General features: G+C 58.8%; 25 protein-coding genes. 12 read left to right on the plus strand and 13 right to left on the minus strand.

What is annotated here, in order from left to right:
* Window positions 1-3: 3 nt before the first annotated feature.
* A complete protein-coding gene (locus FOT55_RS09005) occupies window positions 4-1,416 on the plus strand; it encodes a UbiD family decarboxylase (RefSeq protein ID WP_147823379.1) in 1,413 nt (470 codons plus the stop codon).
* Window positions 1,417-1,495: 79 nt separating this feature from the next.
* Window positions 1,496-3,190 (plus strand): urocanate hydratase, encoded by a 1,695-nt coding sequence (gene hutU, locus FOT55_RS09010; RefSeq protein ID WP_147823380.1) that lies wholly within the window; start codon window positions 1,496-1,498, stop codon window positions 3,188-3,190.
* 140 nt (window positions 3,191-3,330) lie between these two features.
* Here hutU and FOT55_RS09015 read toward each other — a convergent pair whose 3' ends face one another.
* From FOT55_RS09015 to FOT55_RS09040, 6 genes are read right to left on the minus strand one after another with little or no spacing between them, the layout of a single operon-like run.
* The gene (locus tag FOT55_RS09015) at window positions 3,331-4,203 is read right to left on the minus strand and encodes a hypothetical protein (RefSeq protein ID WP_147823381.1); all 873 of its coding nucleotides are present in this window, start codon (window positions 4,201-4,203) and stop codon (window positions 3,331-3,333) included.
* 45 nt (window positions 4,204-4,248) lie between these two features.
* Window positions 4,249-4,998, minus strand: coding sequence for a fimbrial biogenesis chaperone (locus FOT55_RS09020; protein WP_187181936.1), 750 nt, complete (start codon window positions 4,996-4,998; stop codon window positions 4,249-4,251).
* Window positions 4,998-6,338, minus strand: a complete 1,341-nt coding sequence (locus tag FOT55_RS09025; RefSeq protein ID WP_038629212.1) for a fimbrial protein — start codon at window positions 6,336-6,338, stop codon at window positions 4,998-5,000. Before FOT55_RS09025 ends, FOT55_RS09020 begins: the two co-directional genes overlap by 1 nt.
* Window positions 6,339-6,366: 28 nt before the next feature.
* Window positions 6,367-8,901, minus strand: a complete 2,535-nt coding sequence (locus FOT55_RS09030) for a fimbria/pilus outer membrane usher protein (protein ID WP_147823382.1) — start codon at window positions 8,899-8,901, stop codon at window positions 6,367-6,369.
* A gap of 20 nt (window positions 8,902-8,921) precedes the next feature.
* A complete protein-coding gene (locus FOT55_RS09035) occupies window positions 8,922-9,674 on the minus strand; it encodes a fimbrial biogenesis chaperone (protein ID WP_230490452.1) in 753 nt (250 codons plus the stop codon).
* 59 nt (window positions 9,675-9,733) lie between these two features.
* A complete protein-coding gene (locus FOT55_RS09040; RefSeq protein WP_049209198.1) occupies window positions 9,734-10,267 on the minus strand; it encodes a fimbrial protein in 534 nt (177 codons plus the stop codon).
* A gap of 375 nt (window positions 10,268-10,642) precedes the next feature.
* Here FOT55_RS09040 and FOT55_RS09045 point away from each other — a divergent pair, with 375 nt between their 5' ends.
* Window positions 10,643-11,323, plus strand: a complete 681-nt coding sequence (locus FOT55_RS09045; RefSeq protein ID WP_238476097.1) for a helix-turn-helix domain-containing protein — start codon at window positions 10,643-10,645, stop codon at window positions 11,321-11,323.
* Between the two features lie 7 nt (window positions 11,324-11,330).
* Here the strand turns inward: FOT55_RS09045 and FOT55_RS09050 are convergent, their stop codons facing one another.
* The gene (locus FOT55_RS09050) at window positions 11,331-11,825 is read right to left on the minus strand and encodes a winged helix-turn-helix transcriptional regulator (protein ID WP_147823383.1); all 495 of its coding nucleotides are present in this window, start codon (window positions 11,823-11,825) and stop codon (window positions 11,331-11,333) included.
* A 166-nt stretch (window positions 11,826-11,991) separates the two neighbouring features.
* Between FOT55_RS09050 and FOT55_RS09055 the strand changes: the two genes are divergently transcribed.
* Window positions 11,992-12,438: a tautomerase family protein gene (locus FOT55_RS09055; protein ID WP_147823384.1), complete on the plus strand. Its 447-nt coding sequence runs from the start codon at window positions 11,992-11,994 to the stop codon at window positions 12,436-12,438.
* 134 nt (window positions 12,439-12,572) lie between these two features.
* Window positions 12,573-12,794 (plus strand): hypothetical protein, encoded by a 222-nt coding sequence (locus FOT55_RS09060; RefSeq protein ID WP_072070360.1) that lies wholly within the window; start codon window positions 12,573-12,575, stop codon window positions 12,792-12,794.
* Between the two features lie 73 nt (window positions 12,795-12,867).
* Here the strand turns inward: FOT55_RS09060 and FOT55_RS09065 are convergent, their stop codons facing one another.
* Both FOT55_RS09065 and ychF read right to left on the minus strand, forming a co-directional pair.
* The gene (locus FOT55_RS09065; protein WP_147823385.1) at window positions 12,868-13,410 is read right to left on the minus strand and encodes a hypothetical protein; all 543 of its coding nucleotides are present in this window, start codon (window positions 13,408-13,410) and stop codon (window positions 12,868-12,870) included.
* 274 nt (window positions 13,411-13,684) lie between these two features.
* Window positions 13,685-14,776 carry a redox-regulated ATPase YchF gene (gene ychF / locus FOT55_RS09070; protein ID WP_049211448.1) on the minus strand — a complete coding sequence of 364 codons (1,092 nt, stop codon included), beginning with the start codon at window positions 14,774-14,776 and terminating at the stop codon, window positions 13,685-13,687.
* Window positions 14,777-15,110: 334 nt separating this feature from the next.
* Between ychF and FOT55_RS09075 the strand changes: the two genes are divergently transcribed.
* Window positions 15,111-16,640, plus strand: a complete 1,530-nt coding sequence (locus FOT55_RS09075; protein ID WP_025302490.1) for a SulP family inorganic anion transporter — start codon at window positions 15,111-15,113, stop codon at window positions 16,638-16,640.
* Window positions 16,641-16,677: 37 nt separating this feature from the next.
* Here FOT55_RS09075 and pth read toward each other — a convergent pair whose 3' ends face one another.
* Window positions 16,678-17,268, minus strand: a complete 591-nt coding sequence (pth, locus tag FOT55_RS09080; RefSeq protein ID WP_004941053.1) for an aminoacyl-tRNA hydrolase — start codon at window positions 17,266-17,268, stop codon at window positions 16,678-16,680.
* Between the two features lie 301 nt (window positions 17,269-17,569).
* Between pth and ychH the strand changes: the two genes are divergently transcribed.
* Window positions 17,570-17,848 (plus strand): stress-induced protein YchH, encoded by a 279-nt coding sequence (ychH, locus tag FOT55_RS09085; protein WP_025302491.1) that lies wholly within the window; start codon window positions 17,570-17,572, stop codon window positions 17,846-17,848.
* A 185-nt stretch (window positions 17,849-18,033) separates the two neighbouring features.
* On the opposite strand, the gene prs is transcribed toward ychH, so the two are convergent.
* From prs to lolB, 3 genes are all read right to left on the minus strand, one after another.
* Window positions 18,034-18,981, minus strand: coding sequence for a ribose-phosphate diphosphokinase (prs, locus tag FOT55_RS09090; protein WP_004941061.1), 948 nt, complete (start codon window positions 18,979-18,981; stop codon window positions 18,034-18,036).
* 174 nt (window positions 18,982-19,155) lie between these two features.
* Window positions 19,156-20,022 carry a 4-(cytidine 5'-diphospho)-2-C-methyl-D-erythritol kinase gene (gene ispE / locus FOT55_RS09095; protein WP_049207164.1) on the minus strand — a complete coding sequence of 289 codons (867 nt, stop codon included), beginning with the start codon at window positions 20,020-20,022 and terminating at the stop codon, window positions 19,156-19,158.
* Window positions 20,019-20,642: a lipoprotein insertase outer membrane protein LolB gene (lolB, locus tag FOT55_RS09100; RefSeq protein ID WP_025302493.1), complete on the minus strand. Its 624-nt coding sequence runs from the start codon at window positions 20,640-20,642 to the stop codon at window positions 20,019-20,021. Before lolB ends, ispE begins: the two co-directional genes overlap by 4 nt.
* 467 nt (window positions 20,643-21,109) lie before the next feature.
* Between lolB and hemA the strand changes: the two genes are divergently transcribed.
* Genes hemA through sirB1 form a run of 5 tightly spaced genes read left to right on the plus strand, consistent with a single transcriptional unit; the run spans window position 21,110 to window position 25,571 of the window.
* The gene (hemA, locus tag FOT55_RS09105) at window positions 21,110-22,372 is read left to right on the plus strand and encodes a glutamyl-tRNA reductase (RefSeq protein ID WP_025302494.1); all 1,263 of its coding nucleotides are present in this window, start codon (window positions 21,110-21,112) and stop codon (window positions 22,370-22,372) included.
* A 31-nt stretch (window positions 22,373-22,403) separates the two neighbouring features.
* Entirely contained in the window at window positions 22,404-23,489 is a 1,086-nt protein-coding gene (gene prfA / locus FOT55_RS09110; RefSeq protein ID WP_016928099.1) for a peptide chain release factor 1, read from the plus strand.
* Window positions 23,489-24,322 carry a peptide chain release factor N(5)-glutamine methyltransferase gene (prmC, locus tag FOT55_RS09115; RefSeq protein WP_025302495.1) on the plus strand — a complete coding sequence of 278 codons (834 nt, stop codon included), beginning with the start codon at window positions 23,489-23,491 and terminating at the stop codon, window positions 24,320-24,322. Before prfA ends, prmC begins: the two co-directional genes overlap by 1 nt.
* Before the next feature lie 41 nt (window positions 24,323-24,363).
* Window positions 24,364-24,765 carry a SirB2 family protein gene (locus tag FOT55_RS09120; protein WP_169541429.1) on the plus strand — a complete coding sequence of 134 codons (402 nt, stop codon included), beginning with the start codon at window positions 24,364-24,366 and terminating at the stop codon, window positions 24,763-24,765.
* The gene (gene sirB1 / locus FOT55_RS09125; RefSeq protein ID WP_016928096.1) at window positions 24,762-25,571 is read left to right on the plus strand and encodes an invasion regulator SirB1; all 810 of its coding nucleotides are present in this window, start codon (window positions 24,762-24,764) and stop codon (window positions 25,569-25,571) included. Before FOT55_RS09120 ends, sirB1 begins: the two co-directional genes overlap by 4 nt.
* Window positions 25,572-25,589 lie beyond the last annotated feature (18 nt).

A 25,589-nucleotide genomic window follows, 5' to 3' on the forward strand; every position in this document is an offset into this window, starting at 1 on the left:
CAAATGCTATTGCCTAATGACTTGCGCTCTGCCTTGGCGTTGTTGCGGCAAGCAGGGGATGAGATTACCCCGGTGGAGAGATCGATTTCTCCCGAGGTGGAGATGATTGAAGATTTTCTCGATGCCTATCGCCAGCCTGGCGGTTCCTGGTTTGCCGATGAGCAACCGTTACGGCTTTATCGACGACCAACACGGGGCGAGTTTCCCGTTTTGATGGGGATGTTTGGCAATCGTCGCCGTTGTAGGTTGTTTTTGGATCCCTTCGGACGTTATTCCGCAGACATATCAAATGCTCAGTTGTTGCTGCAGGCGGCGAGTAGGCCGATAGCGCCCAGATTACTGGGCGGGGAGGAACGCAACTTTCACAACGTGCGTAAGCCTGCTGAAATCCTGGCTTTGTTGCCGATCCTACGTTATCTGCAAGATGATCCTGGGCCGACGGTGACGTTGGGGTTGATCTATGCACGCGATAATCGAACCGGAGCCGCGAATTGTTCTTACCACCGAATTACCTTCAAAGAGGATTCGGTAGTGGTGGCGATTGACTCTCGTGGTCACTTGCAACGTATGCTTTCGACACATCTGGCGCGCGGAGAGCAACTGCCTATTTCCGTCAATATCGGGCTTGATCCTGCCATTTATCTGGCTTCGGTATTGACTCGGCCTTGTCTTTCTTACGGTAGCGACGAGTTAGGCGTTGCGGGGGCTCTGCGCAGCAATGCGGTGGAGGTTGCGCCATGTTACGCCAATACGGGGCGATATATCGACCATGCCGAGATCGTTATAGAAGGGATGTTGGGTGCGGAAAAAGAACCGGAGACAGCGGAGGTGGCCGGTTTTACCTTACCTGAGTATCTGGGTTATCGCTCGCCATGTGGTATGGCCACAACACTGGAGGTTCAGGCGTTAAGTCACCGCGCCGGGGCGATATATCAGACGCTGTCGGGTCCTGGTGTGGAGCAATCCATTTTACTTGGTTTAGGCCAAGAGTGTTCGCTGCTCGCCCGACTAAAAACAGAGGGACTTGAGAGGCTGTTTTGTCGCGTCGCGGCTCTGCCTTCCGGCGGCGGTCACTTGTTTACCGTATTGCAAGTCGCTAAACGCGCTTGCGGTGATGACCTGCGCGTTATCGACGCAGCTAAGAGATTGCTCGGCGAGGTGCCATCACTCAAAAATGTGTTACTGGTGGATGAGGATGTTGACCCTTATTCGGAGCGTGATGTCCTCTGGGCTATGAGTACGCGCGCCCGACTTGAACACGATATTCACGTCAGCGCTTTGCTGCCCGGCACTTCCCTTGACCCCTCGCAATTGCCGCTTTATGGCGGGAGTGATGCGAATGGGCTCGTCAATAAATGCGTCGTTGATTGTACGGTTCCTTTTAGCTCTCGGCGGCGTTTTCAACGGGCGTTTTAATGTGAGCGGTACGCCTTTCTGTAGCCTGCCTGACCAGGCTGGCGAACCATGATGTCTGTCATGTTGAAGGAGACAAACCATGACGAATACTCTCGATCCTCGTTTCGATTCCACCCGGAATATTTGTGCCCCCAGGGGCAACGAATTGACCTGCAAAAATTGGCTGACCGAGGCGGCCTATCGCATGATTCAAAATAATCTGGATCCCGACGTCGCCGAAAACCCGCAAGGGCTGGTTGTGTATGGCGGTATCGGTCGCGCTGCGCGCAATTGGCAATGTTACGATCAGATTTTGGCCTCACTTAAAGAGCTCAATGAAGACGAAACTCTGTTGGTTCAATCCGGAAAACCGGTTGGAGTATTCCGCACCCATACTGATGCTCCCCGAGTGTTAATCGCCAATTCTAATTTGGTTCCACAGTGGGCCAATTGGGAACACTTCAGCGAGCTTGATCGCAAGGGATTGTTCATGTACGGGCAAATGACTGCCGGTAGTTGGATCTACATCGGTAGCCAGGGCATTGTGCAGGGTACGTTTGAAACGTTTGCCGAAGCGGGCCGCCAGCACTATGGCGGGGATCTGACCGGACGCTGGATCCTCACCGCCGGGCTGGGGGGGATGGGCGGGGCGCAACCGTTAGCAGCGACATTGGCCGGCGCGGTTTCGTTGAATATAGAGTGTCAGCAGAGTAGCCTGGATTTTCGTTTGCGTACGCGCTATCTCGATAAACAGGCAAAAGATCTGGATGAAGCTATCGCCTTGATCAAGGAGCACACGGCGGCCGGACAGGCGGTTTCTATAGGCCTGCTAGGCAATGCCGCAGAGGTGTTACCTGAACTGGTCAAACGCGCGCATGCAGGCGGTATCCGACCCGATCTGGTTACCGATCAGACGTCTGCGCACGACCTGATCCACGGTTATTTGCCGGTGGGATGGAGCGTGGCGCAGTGGAAAGCAGCGCAACGCGATCCGGGGCAGCATGCCAGGTTGGCTGACGCCGCAGCCGCTAGCTGCGCCATTCATGTGCAGGCAATGCTTGATTTCGTTGACATGGGTGTGCCGGCTGTTGATTACGGTAACAATATTCGCCAGGTCGCACGCGATATGGGCGTGGAAAATGCTTTCGATTTTCCTGGCTTCGTACCGGCTTATATTCGCCCCCTGTTTTGCGAGGGCAAAGGGCCGTTTCGCTGGGTGGCGTTATCTGGCGATCCGGAAGATATCTACAAAACGGACGCCAAGGTTAAAGCGCTGTTTCCTGAAAACCAGCATATCCATCGTTGGCTGGATATGGCGCGTGAGCGCATTGCTTTCCAGGGATTGCCGGCGCGTATCTGTTGGTTGGGGTTGGGCGAGCGTCATCTGGCAGGCCTGGCTTTCAACGAGATGGTGCGTAGAGGGGAGCTTAGCGCGCCGGTTGTTATCGGCCGAGATCATCTGGATACTGGCTCCGTCGCCAGCCCCAATCGTGAAACCGAAAGCATGAAGGATGGAACCGATGCCGTTTCCGATTGGCCGTTGCTGAATGCATTGCTCAATACTGCGGGCGGCGCTACCTGGGTGAGTTTGCATCATGGTGGCGGTGTGGGGATGGGATATTCGCAGCATTCGGGAATGGTGATCGTGTGCGATGGCAGTGAGGAGGCTGACCGGCGGCTTGCTCGGGTGTTGGTCAACGACTGCGGTTCCGGCGTGATGCGCCATGCCGATGCTGGCTATGAGCAAGCCGTTGCTGCCGCGAAAAGGTTTGGATTGAAACTGCCGATGCTTTGAGAATAAGAGCATATTGAGGCTTTATAGCGGTTCTTATAAGGTAGAACCGCTATTTCTCTATAGGATGATTTTTACACTGTATTGCCTGTCTTGTGAGTATTTCACCTCTTGGCATGTGACGATTTAGTCTTGGCGTCAACTTACGGTTTTGCTGTCTGGCCTTCTTGCCAGTTTTGCCAAACCCATTCAAGCCCGCATTCGACCATCGCGAAATAGAGGCTGAAGTAGCGCTCCGCCATGATAAAGAACGAGCTGTTGAGTTCGATCACCACGTTATTGGTGGTGGTCAGCAGGCCGGATTTTTCCGCCGCCTGCAGAATGCGATTCACGTGCGCGCGTGAGACGGAGCACGACTTGGCGATTTTCGCCGAGGAGAGCAGCAGAAAGGGGGAGTCCTGCCGGATGCTTTCGATATGCAGCATCAGCAGCACCATGTGGCCGGCGTCCTTGCTGATAAACAGTCCGGATTGCGGCACCAGATCGATCAGGTAGATCTCCTTGAGCATCAGTTGCCCGTAGGCGGCGAAAAAGGTGGGCAGAAAGTCGGGCGCCGCCAGCAGCGCCGCGATGGGCATCTGCGGCGCCAGCGCCTGATAGGGCCGCGCCATGGAGGCGATCAGCGCCTGGGTTTCCGCCAGCGCGTGCGGCGTAGGCTTATAGCGCAGCTGGCGTTTGTCATGTTCGCAGGGTTTGACCTCCAGTCGCCGGCCGACCCGCAAAAAGAACAGAAAGGAGTCCAGGGAGTTCTCGCTGATCATGTTCTTTCCTTTAAAAAAGGCTTTGACGTCTTTCAGCCCGGCGTCGGGCTGGTGGTAATAAATGGACAGGATGGTGGAACAAATGATGAACCGGCTGTTCCTGAAGATGATTTTATAAAACAGCGGATGTTTCTTGTAGGTCTCTTTTAATAACTCCCCGTGTTTGACGATGGCGGCGTGAAACGCCGGTGACTGCCTGATGATGTTGGCCTGTTTCTCCAGGTGAAACTGTAGCTGGAATCTGCTTAGACTCATTTTCCCTATTTCCTGTACTTAAAAAAAATGTGCTGCTTTTTATCGTTATGGGTTTGCTGTGTATGACTTGACGATCTGTTGGCCTTGGTCGTTGATGAGGGTGGCCTGAACGGTGATCTGAGAGGGGAGCCCCGACGCCGCAACGCCGTCGAGGTGATAATCCCGCGTGCTGAATGGCGCGGTCGTCATGTCGCTTTCTTGCCGCACCGGGGCATCGCGCCTGTCGGTTTGCACGGCGATGCGAGCGAAGGAGAGATAAAACGCCGACCGGTTGTGACAGCGCAGCAGATAGCCACGCGGTGATTTTTGCAGCGTGAACGAAACGGCCTCGGCCGCGTTGTCGGCGTTTCCCTTCAGCGCTCTGGGGCGGTAGAAGATTTTCATCTGCGTGTTCATCGCCATCGTCACGCGCGACGCCTGCGGCGGCGTGATCGGCCGGCTGGGCGGGATCTCATACAGGTTAAGCCAGAACACCGACTCCCTGTCGGTGGGCAGGCTCGCGCCGGCAAACAGGATCCGCAGCCCTTTCAGCGCGGAAGGCGGCAGGGCGAATACGCTGGGCAGGGTGACAAACGGTGCGCGGGACAGTTCGGGGGCGGCGTTGACGTCGCCGTTATCGACCCAGGTTTGCGCTACGATCGGATAGCCGTTGGTGTTGAGCAGCATCAGGGTTTTTTCCGTCTCGCCCTCGTGAAAGATCACCCGCGTGGCGGAGGCGATGATGCCCGCCTGCGCGCCCATGGTCGCCAGCGTCAGCAACAGGGCGCATCCCATCGTCAGATATTTCTTTCTCATCATTGCACCTTAACCCAGACGTAGGCCCTGGCGTCCACTTTGCCCGCGGTGACGGTCTGCCCGGGCAGCCGGGCGAGCGTGGCAGTGAGTTGGGTGGTGTAGTGGGTAAACCCCGCCGCGGTGCTGCCCCCGCCGCTGGCGCCGTTAAGCACTGGGTACCAGCCGGCGTCATTACCTTGCGGGCATTGCCCGGCGCTGCAGCGCGCCCAGCCGACGAAGTTCATCGGCGCGCCGTTGCCGGCGTTGGCGAGCGCGATACCCACGCCGGTGGCGACGCTGCTGTCGGTGCCGTAGCCGCTGGAGAGCAGGTAGCTCACGCCGCCGTTGGCGCTGACTAACCCGAGCCGCTGCGCCGCGACATAGCTTTCATACGGCACCTGCAGGCCGAGGGCGGTATTGTTGCTGCTGACGCCGGACACGGCGGCGTTGTCACATTCGATATTGAGGGTGAACTGCGCCTGTGAGGTTTGCCCGGCGGTCAGCTGGCTGACGGAGAGGGTCGGCAGGATCACCAGCGGCGTGACGTTGCGCGCCACGCAGGTGGCGGTATAGGTCAATGAGGAGATCGGTGCGGTGCCCATGCCCATCGCGTTCCACCGCCCGGTGCCCCAGGTGGCGTAGTTGGTGGCGGAGTCGCTGCCGATAGGATCCGAGGCGATGCCGGGCCCCTGAAAGGTGACATAGCCGTTCGGCTGCGTGCAGGTATAGTTCGAATTGCCGGTGGTCGAGGCCATGCCCACTAGCGGGTTGCCGGCGCTGTAGCCACAGTAGTTGCTGGCGCCCGCACCCGGCAGCGAACTGATGCGGATCAGGTCGGCACGGATGGCGCTGAAGTCTTTCACCCGGATCTGAATTTTGCTGCCGACGGTGGCGTAGCGGGTAATCGGCGCCGACTGCCAGTAGCGGGTAAAAACCTTGCCGGAATCCAGGTGGGTCAGGCGGATGCCGACGTAAGGGAAGTAGGTGGCGTAGTAGTTGGGGTTGCCGTCCTGGGCGCCCAGATCGTAATAGCCGCCGACGCGATCGTCGCCGTTGGTGGCGAAGACTTCATAGATCTGCCCCGCATCGCTAGCGTCGCATTCATACAACACCTTGTTGGGATCCGGATAGCGCGTGCCGGACGTAAGATCGAACACGCTGGTGCCGAGCGGCGTACCGACGGGCTGCAGGTAAGTGCTGGTCAGATTGACCCGGCCCAGCGCCGTGCCCACCCCGCAGGGATCGCAACCGGAATCGATCCAGGGGGCGACTCGGGTGCATTGGGCCAGCGCGGCGGGCGCGCCGAACAGCGACAGAGCAAGCAGCGCCAGGGCGGCGATCGGGTAAGCAATACGTTTCATCGTCTCTCCTGAGAATACGTTTAATGGGCTAGCGACATGGGGCGCTGAGCCGCTGAATCGGGCCGTCTTCCCCGGCGGGCAAGCGGTAATGCAGCGTGCACTGTTGGCTGGGCGCGTCGCCCCAGTTCAGCGTCAGTTCCCCGGCGCGCTTATCGCTGCGCAGATATACCTGATTGGCCTGGCCGACCATGCCCACGCTGTTGCCTGCCGTGTCAAGGACGTTGGCGCCCATCGGGATCGGTGCGTTATCGGGCCGCTGCGCGGTGATCAGCAGCGCCTGGCCGCGCACGGTGTTGAAGTGCAGGCGCACCGTGGCGCCGGCGTACGGGGCGACGCGGCGCTGGCCGTCTTCCAGTTCCGCTTTGTCGTTCATGCCCTCGGGGTTCAGCGCGACGGTGTTGTAGTGATAGGGCACCAGCGACGGCGCCAGGGCGTAGCCGAAGCGATCGACACGCGCCCCTTGGCCGTCCATCACCCGTGCGCCGCTGGCGCCGGGCGCCTCGATCAGGGCGAAGGTATCGCCGACATACGGCCCTAATGTCACGCCGCCGCGGTGCGCCACCACGGCGCCCTGCAGCGACAGGGAGCCTTGTCGGTACTGGCGCGCGGTGGAGAACGAGCCGGTGACGTTGGCGTAAGGCAGGCGGGTTTGCAGGTTGCCGCCCCAGATGCTTTGTTGGCGATCGTCGTCGGTGGTGAAGTTCAGGCCGTAGCTGACCGGCTGCTCGTCGCCGACGCTGCCCGACAGCGCAGCCTGATAGTTGCCGCCCTGACCCTGGCTGTGGTTGGCCAACAGCGAGACGCTGGGGGCGGATGATGAACGTCCGAGCGGGAAGCTCAGCGACAGGGCGGTGACGGTTTGCGTGTTCTGCGCCAGCGGCGCACTGTAGACGTTGTCCAGCGGCCCGTAGCCGCGGTAGTCGCCGTTGCTGTCGCCCAGGCTGCGGGTGCGGGTGACGGAGAGGTTAAGCGCCACGCCGTTGCCGAAGGTTTTCCCCCAACCCAACTGGAGCTGATTATCGCGGCCGCGCTGATCGCGGTAGTCCTGAGTCGAGCCGGACATCGTCAGGCTGCCGAATGCCCCCATCCCCTGATTGACGGCGACCTCGAAACGCGAACGCTGGCGGTAGGAGTCGGACTGCCAGTTTTGGCCGGTAGTGGCGGCGCGCCGTACGCCGAGCACGTCGCTGAGATCGCGAAAGCCTTCGGTAGAGTAGCGGTAGCCGGCGATGGATAAGGTGGTGTCCGTCGGGCTGAAGGTTCGACTGTAAGAGAGGTGCAGCATCCAGCCGGAGGCGCCGCCGTCCGGCAGGCTGGCGTGGGAATAGGTGGTATCCATGCCGAAGGCGCCCAGCCAGCTGCTGTACACGCCGCCCAGCATCATCGCCTGGTAGCCGTCCGCCAGCTGGTTGCCGAGGTTGAAGGTCAGGGCGTTGGTCAGACCGTGCTGCCAGGTCACTTCGCTGAACAGATCGTTGTCGCCGACGTAGCGGGAACGGCCGACGATCGCGGAGTAGCGCGACTGGCCGGGGCGGATGGATTCCGGCACCGCGGCGAACGGCACGGTGAAGGTGCTGACGCTGCCGTCGGCTTCGGTCACCACCACGGTGAGATCGCCGGCGTAGTTGGTGGCGTACAGATCGTTGATGGCGAACGGCCCCGGTGCGACGGTGGTTTCATACAGCGTGCTTTTGCCCTGCAGCACCGTCACGCGCGCGTTGCTTTTCGCCACGCCGCGCACCACCGGCGCATAGCCGCGCTGTGAATCCGGCAGCATGCGGTCGTCCGAACTGAGCTGAATGCCGCGAAAGCCCAGGCCGGAGAAGAAGTGCCCGTCGGTAAAGCCTTCGCCCAACAGCATTTCGCTGCGCCAGGGCAAGATCGCGCGCTGCACGTAGCGGCGGCTGGTGTCCAGGTGGCCGCCGAACTCCCGATCGTAGCGGTAGCTGGACTGCTGGCGGTAGCGCCATAGCCCGAGGTTGAACCCGCCGTTCAGGTTGGCGTAGGTCGAGTCGAGATCGCGGGTTTGCCCCTGTCGGTAGCTGACGTGGTACTGGTTGAGGTTGTAATTGACGAAGGCCATCGATTCGCCGCTGTCCAGGCTGGCGGGATTGACGCTGCCGCGCGGCTGGCCGTTCAACAGCGCCTGCGGAATGCTGAGATCCAGCCGCAGCCGCGAAATGTCCGCGCTCACCGCGATATCCTTCAGATCCCGCCCAGGCAGCAGGCATTCTGCTTCGGCGGCCGCCGGCGGATTTTTCAGCCCGAAGCGCGTCAGCTGCGGCCGATCGAAACAGGGCAACACCTGCTTGCCTTCGCGCACGAAGCGAATTTGATCGCGCTCGAGAAACTGGCCGTTGAGATACAGATCGATCTGATAGCTGCCGGGGGCGACGGCGTCCTGTTGGTTGAACTGGCTCAGGGCGCTGTTGCTCAGCACGCTGCCGCGCAGCAGCGTGGGATCGAAGGTATAGCCGTCGGCGGCGGCGCAGCCCAGCGGCAGCGCCAGCAGCGCGCAACACCAGCGTGCGGGCAGCGGCGTCGCTTTGCGAGCATCGAACATGAAAACCTCCCTGTCTGGCGTCAGCGCGCGACGCTCAGGGTGCGTGTGATTTCCACCCCATAGTCATTGATGACGCGCAGTGCGACCTGCCGCACCTCCCCGTTCACCGGCCAGCTGGCCTGCGAAAACGGCGGGATCAGATCCGCCTGCGGGATCACGGTGCGTTTCGCGCCGCTGAGGATCGCGGCCTGGCTGACGTTGGCGTAGTAGCCGGTCGGGTTGTCGACGTGCAGCGCGTTGCCGGCCTGGCGCAGGCTGAGCCGATCGATAACGTGGTTGGCGTCACCGGCCAGCCCGGCGGGGCGATAGAACACCTTCAGCCGATTGGTGACCACCAGCAGCAGTTTGTTTTTGTCGCTGTCCGTCTGGCGCACCGCGGGCACCTGCAGGAAGTTGAGGTAGAACAGCGATTCGCGATCGCGCGGCAGCGGCTGGCCGACGAACGACAGCCGCACCATCTGCCCGCTGTGCGGATTCATGCGGAAGATTTGCGGCGAGGCGACAAAGGGCGCATCGGCGTTTTCCGGCGTGGATTTGGGGTTATTGATGTCGAGCCAGATTTGCATCAGCGCCGGGGTGCCGTCGTCGTTGGTGAACTGCAACGTTTTTTCCCGTGCCTCGGCGGGGTAGATCACGCGGTTGCCGAGCAGCGTCACGCTGGCCGACGCGTGGGTAGCGGCAAAACTTATCAGGCAAAGCGACAGGGCGGCCCATCGGCGGGCGGAGCGGGTTATCTGCGGCATAAACGTGAACCGATAAAGGGAGCGAGTCATTCAGCGCCGCCCGGCGAAGGGCGGCGCTGGCATCAACAGGTATGGCGCCTGACGCCGGCTTATTTGTAGCTAATGGCGAACTGTGCGGTGGCGATCACCGAACCGGCCGCCACGCCGGTGTCTTCCGCGTAGTAGCGGGCCACCAGGTTCTGCGAGGTGGAGGTGGCGTCTTTCGCCAGCGTCATCGCCGACGTGGTGACGGTCGAACCGCTGGCGAACGACAGCGGCGTGGTGGCGTCACTGTCCAGCAGTTGAATGGACACTTTGGCCGCATCGCCCGCGTTGCCCAGGTTGCCGTTGGTGGTTGGGTTGTTGCCCGCCAGCACGGTTTTGATCGCCGTATCGCTGGTTGCGGCCGCACAGCCGGTCACGTTGACGGTAAAGGTGGTGTCGCCGGCGGTGGCGCCTTTGGCGGCGAGCTTGCTGGCGGCGACGGTCGGCAGCAGAACGACCGGGTTGGATTGGTTGCCGTTAATATTCACCGAGCAGGTTTGCGTGCTGACTTCGCCTTTAAATTGCACCGTATTGGACGAAGCGGCCGCACAGGTGCCGGAGAGAGCCAGCATGGATAATGCGACTAATTTAACATTCATGTGAAATGCCCTTTAATTTACTTTAGAGAAAAGCTTTCCTGACAGTAATAAATTACTGACGTGCGGTTGTGGGTTAATCATGTTGCGCAATTGTTTTTTAAACGCGTCGGCAAACATGGATTTTCATCCTAACAAACTAAGAATTTTCCCTATAGGTGTTTTGAATAAGGCAATAAGACGAGAAAGCCTGCTGTTACATTTTTTTTCATTTGCGCTTATATCATACAAAATAGAAAATAGATCTATATCATTGCGTTGCGATTTTATTGGATTACCAGTTTTTGTGATTGAAATAATTTGAAACATTCATGCCTTTTTTGCGTATTAATCAACGTGCTGACGGTTGCCTGATTATTTGAAAAACATGTTATCAAGATGTTTTATATCGGTGTGCTTTGCAGGCGAATTACCCCAAAAAAGAGCAGCGACAAGCCGCCTGAGGTGTGGAAGCATGCGTCCATGCTGATAAGGAGAATTAAAGTGAGAGTGATTTATATCGACGGTTCACCGCTGTGCCGGTTGGGCATGAAAACATTATTAGGCGGTGGGGTGATAACCTTATCCTCTCCCAATATTAATATTATTAAAAATATAAGCCCGGCGCCTGGTTTAATTATCATGGATTTTCCCCATGAAATTTATCGGTTCGAAGCCTATTTGACGTTTATTCACCTTTGCCGCGCTGAATATAAAAATGTCCGGATATTGTTCTTCGTCGATAAGACTTCGCCGCTGATCCTGGCATTTATCGCGGCGGCGCAGCCGGATGCGATTTTGCACAAACGGGAAGCGCTACAGGTGGTGCGAGAGACCTGCGCAACGCTGGCCCACCAGGAGACGAGCGAACGGCACGTGGTGAACCGGCAGCGGGCGGCGGCGATCACGCCTGGCGAAGCGGCGGTGCTGTGTGAAACCGCCCGCACCGAAGATATCCGCCTGACCGCTCGGCGGCTTAACCTGCACCCGAAAACCGTTTATTCGCACCTCAACAATGCCGGCAAAAAGTTCGGCATCCGCAATCGGGTCGAACTACTGAAGATGATAGCGCTGTTGTAGCGCACCGTTAGCGGGTTTTGCCGACGGCCAGCCGCCATCGCGTGCTCTCATCGGCGCCGGGCCCGGCCGCCAGCGCCAGGTTTTGCGGCGGCAGCGATTCGCCGGTCACGGCATCCACCGCGCGCAGGGTGGCAGGGTGGCCGGTTACGCGGTCAACCACGCGCAGCGGCGGCCCGGCCAGCTCGGACAGATTCCATTTGTCGCCAATCTGAATCATCGCCATCACCAGCAGCCCGAGATCTTTTCCCTTCTCCGTCGGCAGGTACTCGTAACGATCGGGGCGCGTCTGGTATTGCCGCTTTTCGATAAGGCCATGGTTTTCCAGGGCCTTGAGCCGATCGGTCAGCGTATTGTTGGTGATACCGGTCGACTGGCGCAAATCGTCATAGCGCGAGAGCCCCAGCAGCAGATCGCGCATGAGGATCGCACCCCAGCGATCGCCCAATGCCGACAGCACGTGCGCCACCGAGCACGTCATGCCTTCAAACCCTTTTGCTTTCACGTTGCTTTACCTCTGTTTGACGCCCGAATGCGGATAATTTTATCGCCTCGGCTTGATAACTTCAATAATTGGAGTTATTACTCTTATTATTGGAGTGTATATTTAACAGCGGCTGATGGCCTGAACGCCGGCCGGAAACCCACGCCTTCACCGAGGAGAAAACGTTATGCCACTGTGGCAGATTTACCATCCTGAGCCGGCCTTCAGCGCCGCCGATAAACGCGCGATTGCGCAGAAGGTCACCGCCCTGTACCAGGATTTTTTGCCGCGCTTTTACGTCAACGTGTTCTTCCACGCGCTGCCGCCAGGTTCGGCCTATCTCGGCGGCGAACCGGCCGATGATTTCGTACGTGTGACCATCGACCACATCGCGCGCGCCATGGACAACGACGCGGAGCAGCAGCAATTCCTGGCGGCCTGCACCCGCATCCTGCAACCCTACATCGCCGCCCGCGGGTTGCGCTGGGAACTGCACGTCGATGAAACGCCGTTCTCGCTGTGGACGATTGACGGATTAAAACCGCCGGCGCCGGGGACGGCGGCAGGCGAGAAGTGGTGCAGCGAGAATCGGCCTTCGGCGTGGGAGGGGGATAACCGCGAGAAATGGACATAATGAGCACCGGTAATGCTTGTGGACTATGAAATAATGCGTACTGTATCTGCCGAAAAAAATTGAAAGGCAGCCTCCAAGAGGCTGTTTTTCGGAAGTGTTAGAATGGATAAAAATGTCGCTTGCAGGGAGAAGCCATGTCTCATTCATCAGCGAGGAAAAAAGTGTTGAATACAGCAATGTCGCTGGCACACAGAGCGTCTCACGCGCGCAGTTGTGCTAACCATGTGGCGAACCGATTGGGAATGACTCGCAGTGAGCTTCTGATAAAAGTTGAGAAAGAGTCAGGCTCAAATCTGGAATCACCGTTAACTGAAGAAGAGCTGATGAACGCATTCAACTATATGGAAAGCCTTTAGCTGAGGCCGCTGTGGGTGATATACGGACTCCACATTCAGCGTTCAAATTGAAAAGAAGTGGAGGGCGCGTTGATTAAGGATTAATCATGGGTATGGGATACTTTAACTCTATTTCAGGCGCATCAGCTAAATGCCTGCCAGAGCGGGCCATTAAATAGCCGGCAATCTCTTCGGTTGTCAGGTCAACATGGAACATATCAGGATCCTGGAACCATTCATCCGGCCAAAAAATGAGGTCTGATGGATTGCCATCAAAATTTTTCTCAAGCAGTGCAAGAGCGAAATTTTGTTCGGATTCCTTACTTTTGGCATCAGACACACAGCGAAGTGTTTGAACCAATTCATCCCAGGTAAAATCCACATAGAATTTTTCCAGATTGAAAGCCATGTGGGTGAACTCCTTGGCACTGGTCCAGGAGGAGAAATCTCTGAAATCTGAAAACGCATAGGGGCATGCAACCTGGCTGTTCCATTCGACTATCATTGCTTCTAAAACGGAATCTTGTTCGTCAAAACCTTCGTCAATTCTTGAAAGTATCTGCTTAACTTTGTTTGCCAGCTCATTGATCTTTTTGCTACTGACTTTTGTGGGTCTCATTCGGTTAGGTAGAGGCATCGCTATTATCCCTGTCTAGCTTACTCATATCCAATAGGGAACTATCTTACTGCAGTTGCGGAAGTATTAAGTAGCATAAAATTCAATCATGCTGGATGAGGGGCTCTACTAAATAAAACTGTCCGTTGCTCATCGTAACGTTCAGTGCGTTGTGCCTTTGACATTAGATTCTTATCCAGAGCGCTAACACGCGGAATCGCGAGACAAAAAAAATCCACGCCGAAGCGTGGATTTTTCCGTTTCCAGCAGCCGAGAGATACGCTGCGGGGTAGGGTTAGACGTTGAACAGGAAGTTCATCACGTCGCCGTCTTTGACGATGTAGTCTTTACCTTCTGAGCGCATTTTGCCGGCTTCTTTGGCGCCTTGCTCACCCTTGTAGGTGATGAAGTCGTCAAAGGCGATGGTTTGCGCGCGGATAAAGCCTTTCTCGAAGTCGGTGTGGATCTTGCCGGCCGCCTGCGGGGCGGTGGCGCCGACCGGGATGGTCCAGGCGCGCACTTCTTTCACGCCGGCGGTGAAGTAGGTTTGCAGGTTCAGCAGCTCGTAACCGGCGCGGATCACGCGGTTCAGGCCCGGCTCTTCCAGGCCCAGTTCTGCCATGAACTCGTCGCGATCTTCGTCTTCCAGCTCGGCGATGTCGGATTCCACGGCGGCGCACACGGCAACCACCACGGAGCCTTCGGCGTCGGCGATTTTACGCACGGTGTCCAGGTACGGGTTGTTCTCGAAGCCGTCTTCGTTGACGTTGGCGATGTACATGGTTGGCTTCAGGGTCAAGAAGCTCAGGTATTTGATCGCCGCTTTGTCTTCGTCGCTCAAATCCAGCGCGCGCAGCATGCCGGCGTTTTCCAGGTGCGGCAGGCATTTCTCCAGCGCCGCCAGCTCGGCTTTGGCGTCTTTGTCGCCGCCTTTGGCTTTCTTCTGCACGCGGTGGATGGCGCGCTCGCAGGTGTCCAGGTCAGACAGCGCCAGTTCGGTGTTGATCACGTCGATGTCTTCGGCCGGATCGACCTTGTTGTTGACGTGAATGATGTTGTCGTTCTCGAAGCAGCGCACCACGTGGCCGATGGCTTCGGTTTCGCGGATGTTGGTCAGGAACTGGTTGCCCAGGCCTTCACCCTTGGACGCGCCTTTCACCAGGCCGGCGATGTCGACGAATTCCATGGTGGTCGGCAGAATGCGCTGCGGCTTGACGATCTCGGCCAGCTTATCCAGACGCGGATCGGGCATCGGCACCACACCGGTGTTCGGTTCAATGGTGCAGAACGGGAAGTTGGCTGCTTCAATGCCCGCTTTGGTCAACGCGTTGAACAGGGTGGATTTGCCTACGTTAGGCAGGCCGACGATACCGCATTTGAATCCCATGTTGTAATCACCTTAAATATCTTAACTATCAGTCTGTTAGATTTAACCAACTGCATAAAGGGCAAAATAATGCCGCTATTATACACGTAATGGGCGTTTATCTCGATCAGACTTGCTTGGCCGGGGCGAATGCAGCGCGGGCGACCGGTTTTTGATTGAGATTTGGATCACATTTAACCATACTGGCCGTTCCGATTAACCGACAGGAAACGCGCCGGATGTATTTCTTGCCTACGCCACCCTGAGCTGTGCCCGCCTGCAGTCTGCCGCCCCTTGCGGTACCCCATACCCGCTACGCGGGGAGATGATGTCATCTGTCATAAGTGAATAATGCATGTTTAACCTGAGTAACGTCAGGATCGCGGACGTTAAAAATGAAGTCCTGGCGGGCTTTGTGGTGGCGGTTTCGATGATCCCCGAGGCGGTCGGCTTTTCGCTGGTCGCCGGTCTTTCGCCGATCGTCGGTTTACATACCGCGTTTATTATCGGCCTGGTCACGGCGCTGTTCGGCGGCAAGCCGGGCATGGTTTCCGGCGCCGCAGGTTCCATTGTGGTGGTGCTGATGAGTCTGGCGGCGCAGTACGGCATGGGTTACGTGCTGTGGGCCACGCTGTTTGCCGGGGGGATTCAAATCCTGATCGGCGCCTTCCGGCTGGGCAAGTTCATTCGCCTGGTGCCGCTGCCGGCGATCCACGGCTTCGTCAATGGCCTGGCGATCGTCATCATGCTGGCGCAGCTGAAGATGATCGCCGGGCAGGGGCCGCTGATGTACGGCCTGGTGGCGCTGGCGATTGCGGTGGTGGTGCTGTTCCCGCGCCTGACCAAAGCCATTCCGTCTTCGCTGGCGGCGCTGCTGGTGGTTTCGGCGTTGGCGATCGGCCTCAATCTGCATACGCTGCGGGTGGGCGATCTGGCGGACATTTCCGGCGCGCTGCCGCACTTCAGCCTGCCGACGGCGCCGTTTACCCTGGAGATGGTGCGGGTGGTGCTACCCTATGCAGTAGTGATTGCCCTGGTCGGTTTGATTGAATCGCTGCTGACCATGACGGTGCTGGATGAAATGGGCGGCAAGAAGGGCAACGGTAACCGCGAAAGCATCGCGCAGGGCGCCGGTAACGCGGTGTGCGGCCTGTTCGGCTGCTTCGCCGGTTGTGCGATGATCGGCCAGTCGATCATCAACTTCACCTCGGGCGGGCGCGGGCGCATCTCCGGCACGGTGGGCGCTATCCTGCTGATTTTATTTGTGGTTAGCCTGTCGCGCTATATCGGCCTGCTGCCAGTGGCGGCGCTGGCCGGGGTGATGCTGGTGGTGTGTTACAACACTTTCGAGTGGAGTTCGCTGCGCCGTTTGCGTCGTATGCCGAAGGCGGACGCGCTGGTGATGATCGCCGTCACGTTGATCACCATCTTTACCGATCTGGCGGTGGCGGTGATCAGCGGGGTGATTATCTCGGCGCTGGTGTTCGCCTGGCAGCAGGCACGCATCCGCGTGCGCCAGCGGCAGGTGACGGGCGACGTGGCGGTGTATCGGCTCGATGGTCCGCTGTTCTTCGGCTCGGCCGCGGCTTTTGCCGAGCTGTTCGAGCCGCAAGGCGATCCGCAGAACGTGGTGCTGGACTTTGCCGGCACCCGGGTGATGGATTCCAGCGGCGTAGAAGCGATCGATAAGCTGACGGCGCGTTATCTGGCGGCGGGGAAAAGCATTCGTCTGCGCCACCTGAGCGGTGACTGCGTGCGCCTGCTCAAGCGCGCCGGGCCGTTTTGCAGCCATGAACTGGACGATCCGCAGTATTACGTGGCGGAAGAGGGGTTCGCCGCCGATGATCGCCGCGTGGGCGAGGAGACCTTCAACCCGCGCGGCTAAAAGCCGGCAGCGGGCAGGGCGCCCGCTGCGGTAAGGTTCAGGCCTGCGCCTTGAAGCTGTGCAGGCGCTGAACGGTTTTTTCCAGCCCGTCCTTCATCAGCATCTCGGTGCAGCGCAGCGACTCGTCGATCGCTTCGTCAATCATCTTCTGCTCGCTGGCCGGCGGCTTGCCGAGCACGAAGCCCACCACCTTGTTCTTGTCGCCCGGATGGCCGATGCCGATGCGCAGGCGGTAGAAGTTCGGGTTATTGCCGAACTTGTTTTGGATGTCTTTCAGGCCGTTGTGGCCGCCGTTGCCGCCGCCGAGCTTGATTTTTGCCACGCCGGGCGGCAGATCCAGCTCGTCGTGCGCCACCAGGATCTCGTTGGGTTCGATGCGGTAGAAATTGGCCATCGCCAGCACCGCTTTGCCGCTCAGGTTCATGAAGGTGGTCGGCACCAGCAGGCGCACGTCGTTGCCCGCCAGATTCAAACGGGCGGTGTAGCCGAAGAACTTGCTCTCTTCTTTCAACTGCTGATTGTGGCGCTGTGCCAGCAGATCGACGTACCAGGCGCCGGCGTTGTGGCGTGTCTGGGCGTATTCCGCGCCCGGGTTGGCCAGGCCGACTATCAATTTAATACTGCTCACTGGGAGATTCACTATGATCAGGGTAATGGAAAGGGCCTTAGTCTACCTGTCGGGGCGGTGAATGACAAAATCCGATCTCTGCCTTCGGCGTTGGTAAGAAAGACGAATGATTCATTAGCTGAATCATTCAATTTGTCTGCTAATTTTCAGTGGCGTGTTAAGAAGTGTCAATAATTCTTTACCATTTGTGATCGCCTCCGCAATCCCCTTGCCATAACAAGGACTATACTTAACTTATCAAAGTGGGTTAACAAGTTGCAGCGTTATCCCGGTTGGCACATGGCAATCATGGAGGTGGCATATGAAACGTAGAAGCGCGGACAGAATGGGCAACTTTTTTATGGGGCTGGGGCTGGTCGTGATGATCGGCGGCGTTGGATACTCCATTATTGCTGAAGTTTCCCAGTTCAATTTACCGCAATTTTTCGCCCACGGCGCCATCATGAGTATCTTCGTCGGCGCGCTGTTATGGCTGGTGGGCGCGCGTATAGGCGGCCGCGAGCAGGTGGCGGATCGCTACTGGTGGGTAAAACACTTTGATAAACGGTGCCGTAACGACCAACATCGTTCGTCGCATTGATTAAAAAATCAGAAGGGAAGCAAGAGCAGGGCAAGGGAATATCTGCCGTGCATTAAGGTCTGAGGTCATGTTGGACTACGAGTAGAAAACCCGTTGTTGCTCACGCACCAACGGGTTTTTCTTTTTCTGGTGTCGGGCTCGCTATCTTTCCGGCACGGTGGGCACCGCACCGGAAAGACGACGAATCAATGCTCGAACATCGCAGAGATCGACTCTTCGTTGCTGATGCGGCGGATGGCTTCAGCCAGCATGCCGGACAGGGTCAGAGTGCGAACGTTTTTCAGTGCCTTGATTTCCGGCGACAGCGGAATGGTGTCGCAGACGATCACTTCATCAATCACCGAGTTCTTGATGTTGTCCACGGCGTTGCCGGAGAAGATCGGGTGCGTCGCGTAGGCGAATACGCGCTTGGCACCGCGTTCTTTCAACGCTTCAGCCGCTTTACACAAGGTACCGCCGGTGTCGATCATGTCGTCGACCAGCACGCAGTCGCGGCCTGCCACGTCACCGATGATGTGCATCACCTGAGAAACGTTCGCGCGCGGGCGGCGTTTGTCGATGATGGCCATGTCGGTGTCGTTCAGCAGTTTGGCGATGGCGCGAGCACGCACTACGCCGCCGATGTCCGGGGAAACCACGATCGGGTTTTCCAGGTTCTGCTGCAGCATGTCTTCCAGCAGGATCGGGCTGCCGAACACGTTGTCTACCGGTACGTCGAAGAAGCCTTGAATCTGCTCAGCATGCAGATCCACCGTCAGAACGCGGTCAACCCCTACGCTGGAGAGGAAATCGGCAACCACCTTGGCGGTGATGGGTACACGCGCGGAACGCACGCGGCGATCCTGGCGGGCATAGCCGAAGTAAGGGATAACGGCGGTAATACGACCTGCGGAGGCGCGACGCAGGGCGTCGACCATCACAACCAGTTCCATCAGGTTGTCGTTGGTCGGGGCACAGGTGGACTGGATGATGAAAATATCACCGCCGCGTACATTTTCGTTGATTTGCACGCTCACTTCGCCGTCGCTAAAACGACCTACAGCGGCGTCACCAAGGCTGGTGTACAAACGGTTGGCAATACGTTGTGCTAGTTCCGGGGTGGCGTTACCAGCAAAAAGCTTCATATCAGGCACGAGAAGAACCTCAGGCTTGCGTCCAGAGAAGATATTGTCATGCGACATCGCCAAGGGGCAGTCGGCGACGCCGGCGCAATATACATACGGGTATGTAAAACTAAAATTGAGACCGCAGGCAGCGCAGGGATAACAGGGCCAGGTGTGCATGACCCTGCGCAGCGAAACGTTGGGCTACGACTCAAACCGCCCGGAACGAATGCGATGTAGTGGGGAGACGTTAACGCCGCGCGCTACAAAACCACACAACCACTCCGGGGCTTGATTTAACACCTGACGGGCGGCGATTTCTGTGTCGAATTCAGCAAACACACAAGCACCTGTGCCAGTCAGGCGTGACGGGGCGTATTCTAACAGCCATGAAAGAAGCTGTTCAACCTCGCGAAAACGTTTTCTTGCGATCGGTTCGCAATCATTTGCGTACGGCGCCTGCAACAGCTCACTTAAGGAGCGAACCGGGGTGTTTCTTTTTAATTCGGGGTCGCCGAAGATAACCGGCGTCGGGATGCCGACGCCAGGATGCGCCACCAGATACCATTTTTCCTGCGGCTCGGCCGGCTGCAGGCGCTCGCCGATGCCTTCGGCGAAGGCGGCGTGGCCGCGCACGAACACCGGCACGTCGGCGCCGAGGCTGAGCCCCAGCGCTGCCAGTTGGTCGTCGCCAAGACCGCAGCGCCACAGTTCGTTCAGCGCCACCAGCACGGTGGCGGCGTTGGAGGAACCGCCGCCCAAACCGCCGCCCATCGGCAGGCGCTTGTCGATGCTGATGTCGGCGCCGCGCGGCGCGGTTTGCAGGCCGCGTTCATCGCAATAGCGCTGCAGCAGGCGGGCGGCGCGCACGATCAGGTTCTGCTCGTCTGGAACGCCGTCGACCGGCGTCAGCAGATGAATGCGGTCGTCCTGGCGAGGGTCGATGGTCAGGGTATCGCCGTAGTCCAGAAACTGGAACAGCGTCTGCAGCAGGTGATAGCCGTCTTCACGACGGCCGGTGATGTACAAAAACAGGTTGAGTTTCGCGGGGGAGGGCCACTGGCGGATCATTTGAGCGTCCAGTTATCCATCTTCAGCTTGATGCGCTGGTCGCCCTGCTGCAGCTCCAGGCGGTTCGGCAGCGTCGGCTGCACCTCGTTGCTGTAGCCCTGGTAATCCACTTTCCAGGTCTGGCCGCCTTGCTGGTAGGTCAGCTTGCTCAGGCGATATTGGTCATCCAGCGCAAAATCGCTGGCTTCGCCCGGCAGGCCGAGCATCCACTGGCGCAGGTTGTTCAGCGGGATCGCCATGCCGGTCAGCTTGCGGATCATCTCTTCCGGGTTGTCGCTGACGTAGCGTTTGCCCTGGTTGTCGGTCAGCTGCACCACGTTTTTCTGCACGTTGAGATCCATTTCCGTGCTGCCCAGCGGGTTGGTCAGCAGCAGGCGGTAGCGCTCCGGCGAGAACTGCTGCCAGAAGAAGCGGGCGTAGACTTTTTTCTGATCAGACAAGTAGGCGAAGGAGCCGCGGGTCTGATAGGTGCTGAGCTGTTGCACTGCCTGCTCATGGGCGCGCCACTGCGGTGAAGTCGGGCTGGTGGCCGGGCCGGTCGGCTTGGTGGTGGTACAGGCGGCCAGCACCAGGCTGGCCAGCGGGATCAGACGGAGCAAACTAACTTTGCGTATTGGCATAACTTTCTCTTGTCCTTTTGTCCTTGCGGGCATGCGCGACGAAACCCGGATTCAGCGCTCACGCTAACGGGGCGGCGGCGGCGCGTCAATTTTTTGCTGCATCGCGTTGAATCTTTCCGCTTTTGCCGGCGCAATGCCAACCCGGTACGCGCGTCGGGGTCGCCATTAAGCGTAACACAATCGCCTAAAGGCGGGGAGGCGCGCCCGATAAGCGGTGCCGGAGTTGCGCAAACGCCGCCGTTGCGTACGCCGAATAGCGTGCGCGTTATCGCAAACTGCGCTAAAATTTAAGCAATCAACCTAGCCTATGACTATTTATCCCGCTGTATTTATTGCTTATTCATTAATTGATGTCATCTATGACAGCGATTGAACGGAAGATGCGGTTGTTACTTTTATTGATCCCGCGCATCAAGTAGAATGCCGTTCAACGAGAACCCGTACCAAGATAAGTATTACTCGAAGCAATGACCCTGCTGGCGTTAGGTATAAATCACAAAACCGCTCCGGTTTCTCTGCGTGAAAGGGTGACCTTCTCGCCAGAGTCCATCGATGAGGCGCTGACCAGCTTGCTCCAACAACCGTTGGTGCAGGGCGGTGTCGTGTTGTCCACCTGCAACCGCACCGAGCTGTACCTCAGCGTAGAGCAACAGGAACACATGCACGAGCAGCTGGTCGCCTGGCTGTGCGCATATCACAACCTGCGCCCGGAAGAGGTGAAGAAAAGCCTGTACTGGCATCAGGGCAACGACGCGGTCAGCCATCTGATGCGGGTGGCCAGCGGGTTGGACTCATTGGTATTGGGCGAACCGCAGATCCTCGGCCAGGTGAAAAAGGCCTTCGCCGAGTCGCAACGCGGCCAGTCGCTGTCCGGCGAGCTGGAGCGTCTGTTCCAGAAATCCTTCTCCGTCGCCAAGCGCGTGCGCACCGAAACCGAAATCGGCGCCAGCGCGGTCTCCGTAGCGTTTGCTGCCTGTACCCTAGCGCGGCAGATCTTCGAATCGCTGGCCGATCTCAACGTCTTGCTGGTGGGCGCCGGTGAAACCATCGAGCTGGTGGCGCGCCACCTGCGCGAACACAAAGTGCGGCACATGATCATCGCCAACCGCACCCGCGAGCGCGCGCAGCTGCTGGCGGACGAGGTGGGCGCGGAAGTGATCACCCTGCCGGAGATCGACGAACGCCTGGCGGACGCCGACATCATCATCAGTTCCACCGCCAGTCCGCTGCCGATCATCGGTAAGGGGATGGTGGAGCGCGCGCTGAAGGCGCGCCGCAACCAGCCGATGCTGCTGGTGGATATCGCCGTACCGCGCGATATCGAGCCGGAAGTCGGCAAACTGGCCAACGCCTATCTGTACAGCGTGGACGATCTGCACGCCATCATTCAAAGCAACCTGGCGCAGCGCAAAGCGGCGGCGGTGCAGGCGGAGTCGATCGTGCAGCAGGAAAGCATCAACTTCATGGCCTGGCTGCGTTCGCAGGGCGCGGTGGAAACCATCCGCGACTACCGTTCGCAGGCTGACCAAATTCGCGCGGAAATGGAGGCCAAAGCGCTGGCCGCCATCGCGCAGGGCGCCAACGTGGAGCAGGTTATTCACGAGCTGGCCCATAAACTGACCAACCGTCTTATTCATGCCCCTACCAAATCCCTCCAGCAGGCCGCCGGCGACGGCGACGTGGAGCGGTTGCAGTTATTACGCGACAGCCTCGGGCTGGATCAGCATTAGTTTTCTCTATTAACAGGGTTTATTACCACGCATGAAGCCTTCTATTGTTGCCAAACTGGAAGCGTTACAAGAGCGCCATGAAGAAGTGCAGGCGCTGCTCGGCGATGCCGGCGTCATCGCCGAGCAAGACCGGTTCCGCGCGCTGTCGCGAGAATACGCGCAGCTGACCGACGTCAGCCGCTGCTTCCTGGAATGGCGTCAGGTGCAGGAGGATCTGGAGACGGCGGAAATGATGCTGGACGATCCGGAAATGCGCGAGATGGCGCAGGAAGAGCTGAAACAGGCGCGGGCGACCAGCGAAGCGCTGGAGCAGCAGCTGCAGGTGTTGCTGCTGCCGAAAGATCCGGACGATGAGCGCAGCTGCTTCCTCGAAGTGCGCGCCGGCACCGGCGGCGATGAGGCGGCGATCTTTGCCGGCGATCTGTTCCGCATGTACAGCCGCTATGCGGAAAGCCGCCGCTGGCGTGTCGAGGTGATGAGCGCCAACGAAGGCGAACACGGCGGTTTCAAAGAAGTGATTGCCAAAGTTTCCGGCGATGGCGTGTACGGTCAGCTGAAGTTTGAATCCGGCGGGCACCGCGTGCAGCGCGTGCCGGAAACCGAATCCCAGGGGCGCATCCACACCTCCGCCTGTACCGTGGCGGTGATGCCGGAAGTGCCGGAAGCCGAGCTGCCGGACATCAACCCGGGCGATCTGAAAATCGACACCTTCCGCTCCTCCGGCGCCGGCGGCCAGCACGTTAACACCACCGACTCGGCGATCCGCATCACCCACCTGCCGACCGGCATCGTGGTGGAGTGCCAGGACGAACGTTCGCAGCACAAAAACAAAGCCAAGGCGATGTCGGTGCTGGGCGCGCGCATTCGCGCCGCCGAGATGGCCAAGCGCCAGCAGGCCGAGGCGTCCACTCGCCGCAACCTGCTGGGCAGCGGCGATCGTTCCGACCGCAACCGCACCTACAACTTTCCGCAGGGGCGGGTAACCGACCACCGCATCAACCTGACGCTCTACCGTCTGGACGAAGTGATGGAAGGCAAACTGGATATGCTGATCCAGCCGATCGTGCAGGAGTATCAGGCCGATCAGCTGGCTGCGCTGTCCGCCGAGCAAGAGTGATGGATTATCAATACTGGCTGAAAGCCGCCGCCGCGCGTTTGACCCACAGCGACAGCGCCCGGCGCGACGCGGAAATCCTGTTGGGTTTCGTGACCGGCAAGGCCAGAACCTTCCTGATGGCGTTCGGGGAAACCCTGCTGACGCCGCCGCAGCAACAGCAGCTGGAGACGCTGCTGGCGCGCCGCGAACGCGGTGAGCCGGTGGCCTATCTGGTGGGCGAGCGCGAGTTTTGGTCGCTGCCGCTGTCGGTCTCGCCGGCGACGCTGATCCCACGCCCTGATACCGAATGCCTGGTGGAACTGGCGCTGGCGCGCCTGCCGCCGCAACCCTGCCATTTCCTCGATCTTGGCACCGGCACCGGCGCCATCGCGCTGGCGCTGGCCAGTGAGCGCCCGGATTGTTCGGCTATCGGCATCGATGTGCAGCCGGAGGCGGTTGCGCTGGCGCAGCACAATGCGCACAAGCTGAAGATCGACAACGTCCGATTTCTACAGGGCAGCTGGTTTGCGCCGGTGGCGGGGCAACGCTTCGCGCTGATCGCCAGCAATCCGCCCTATATCGACGCCGCCGATCCGCATTTGTCGCAGGGCGACGTGCGCTTTGAACCCGGTAGCGCGCTGGTTGCCGCCGAGCACGGGCTGGCGGATTTGGCCGCCATCGTGCGCCAGGCGCCGCATTATTTGCAGCCGCAGGGCTGGCTGCTGTTGGAACATGGTTGGCAGCAGGGCGAGAGCGTGCGCGCGCTGCTGCAGGCCGCCGGATTTTCCGCTGTCGCCACCCACCGTGATTACGGCGACAACGACCGCGTGACGCTCGGCCAATGGCCGGGATAAGCGCCACTCATAATAACGACGCCCGGGCTATTTAAGGGAGCATCATGACTGCATACACCGCGTTGAAACATTTCCATTTGCTGACGGTCGCCATCAGTATTACCTTGTTTGTGCTGCGTTTCTTTTGGCAGTGGCGCCGCTCGCCGATCATGGGCCGCCGCTGGGTCAAGGTAGCGCCGCACCTGAATGACACGCTGCTGTTCGTCAGCGGCATCGCGTTGGTGGTGACGTTCGGGTTTTATCCGCTGCTGGGTATGGACTCATGGCTGACCGAGAAGCTGTTTGGCGTTATTATCTATATCCTGCTTGGCTACGTCGCATTGGGCAAGAAGACCAAAAGTCAGCGGCTGCGAACCGTGGCGTTCATGCTGGCGTTGGGCTGTCTGTATCTGATAATTAAACTTGCCACGACGAAAATACCGTTTCTGATGGGATACCTATGAGTAGCATTGCTGATTTTGAATTTAACACCTCGCCGCTGAGCGAAGGGGTGATCCTGGTGTCGCAGTCGGTGCGGCGCGATTTTCCCGCTGCCGACGTGGAGCGCAAGCTGCAACAGCTGGTGGATGAAGCGCGTGCGGCGGTGCCGGTCGATATCACTCAGGAGCAGCAACTGGATGCGCTCATCGAACTGTTCTACAAAACCTGGGGGTTCGGCGGCGCCAGCGGCGTTTACCGCCTGTCGGACGCCATCTGGCTGGACAAGGTGCTGGAAGGGCGGCAGGGCACGCCGGTCTCGCTAGGCACCATTTTCCTGCACATCGCCAACGCGCTGGATCTGCCTCTGTTGCCGGTGATTTTCCCCACTCAGCTGATCCTGCGCGCCGATTGGCTGGACGAAGAGCTGTGGCTGATCAACCCGCTGAACGGCGAAACCCTGAGCGAGCACCAGCTGGAAGTGTGGATCAAGGGCAACCTGGGGCTGGGCGCCGAACTGGAAGACGACGACCTCGACGAGTCGGAGAACATCATGGTGGTGCGCAAGATGTTGGATACGCTGAAGGCCGCCCTGATGGAAGAAAAGCAGCTGGAAATGGCGCTGCGCACCAGCGAAACGGTGCTGTGCTTCGATCCGGAAGATCCTTACGAGATCCGCGACCGCGGGCTGATTTATGCCCAGCTGGAGTGCAACCACATCGCGATTTCCGATCTCAACTATTTTGTCGAGCAGTGTCCTGAAGACCCGGTCAGCGAAGTGATCAAAGTACAGATCCACTCGATTGAGCCGAAACAGGTGACGCTGCATTAATTCAATGACTCCGTGCAG

It is taken from the genome of Serratia bockelmannii, from assembly GCF_008011855.1.
Taxonomy (GTDB): Bacteria; Pseudomonadota; Gammaproteobacteria; order Enterobacterales; family Enterobacteriaceae; genus Serratia; species Serratia bockelmannii.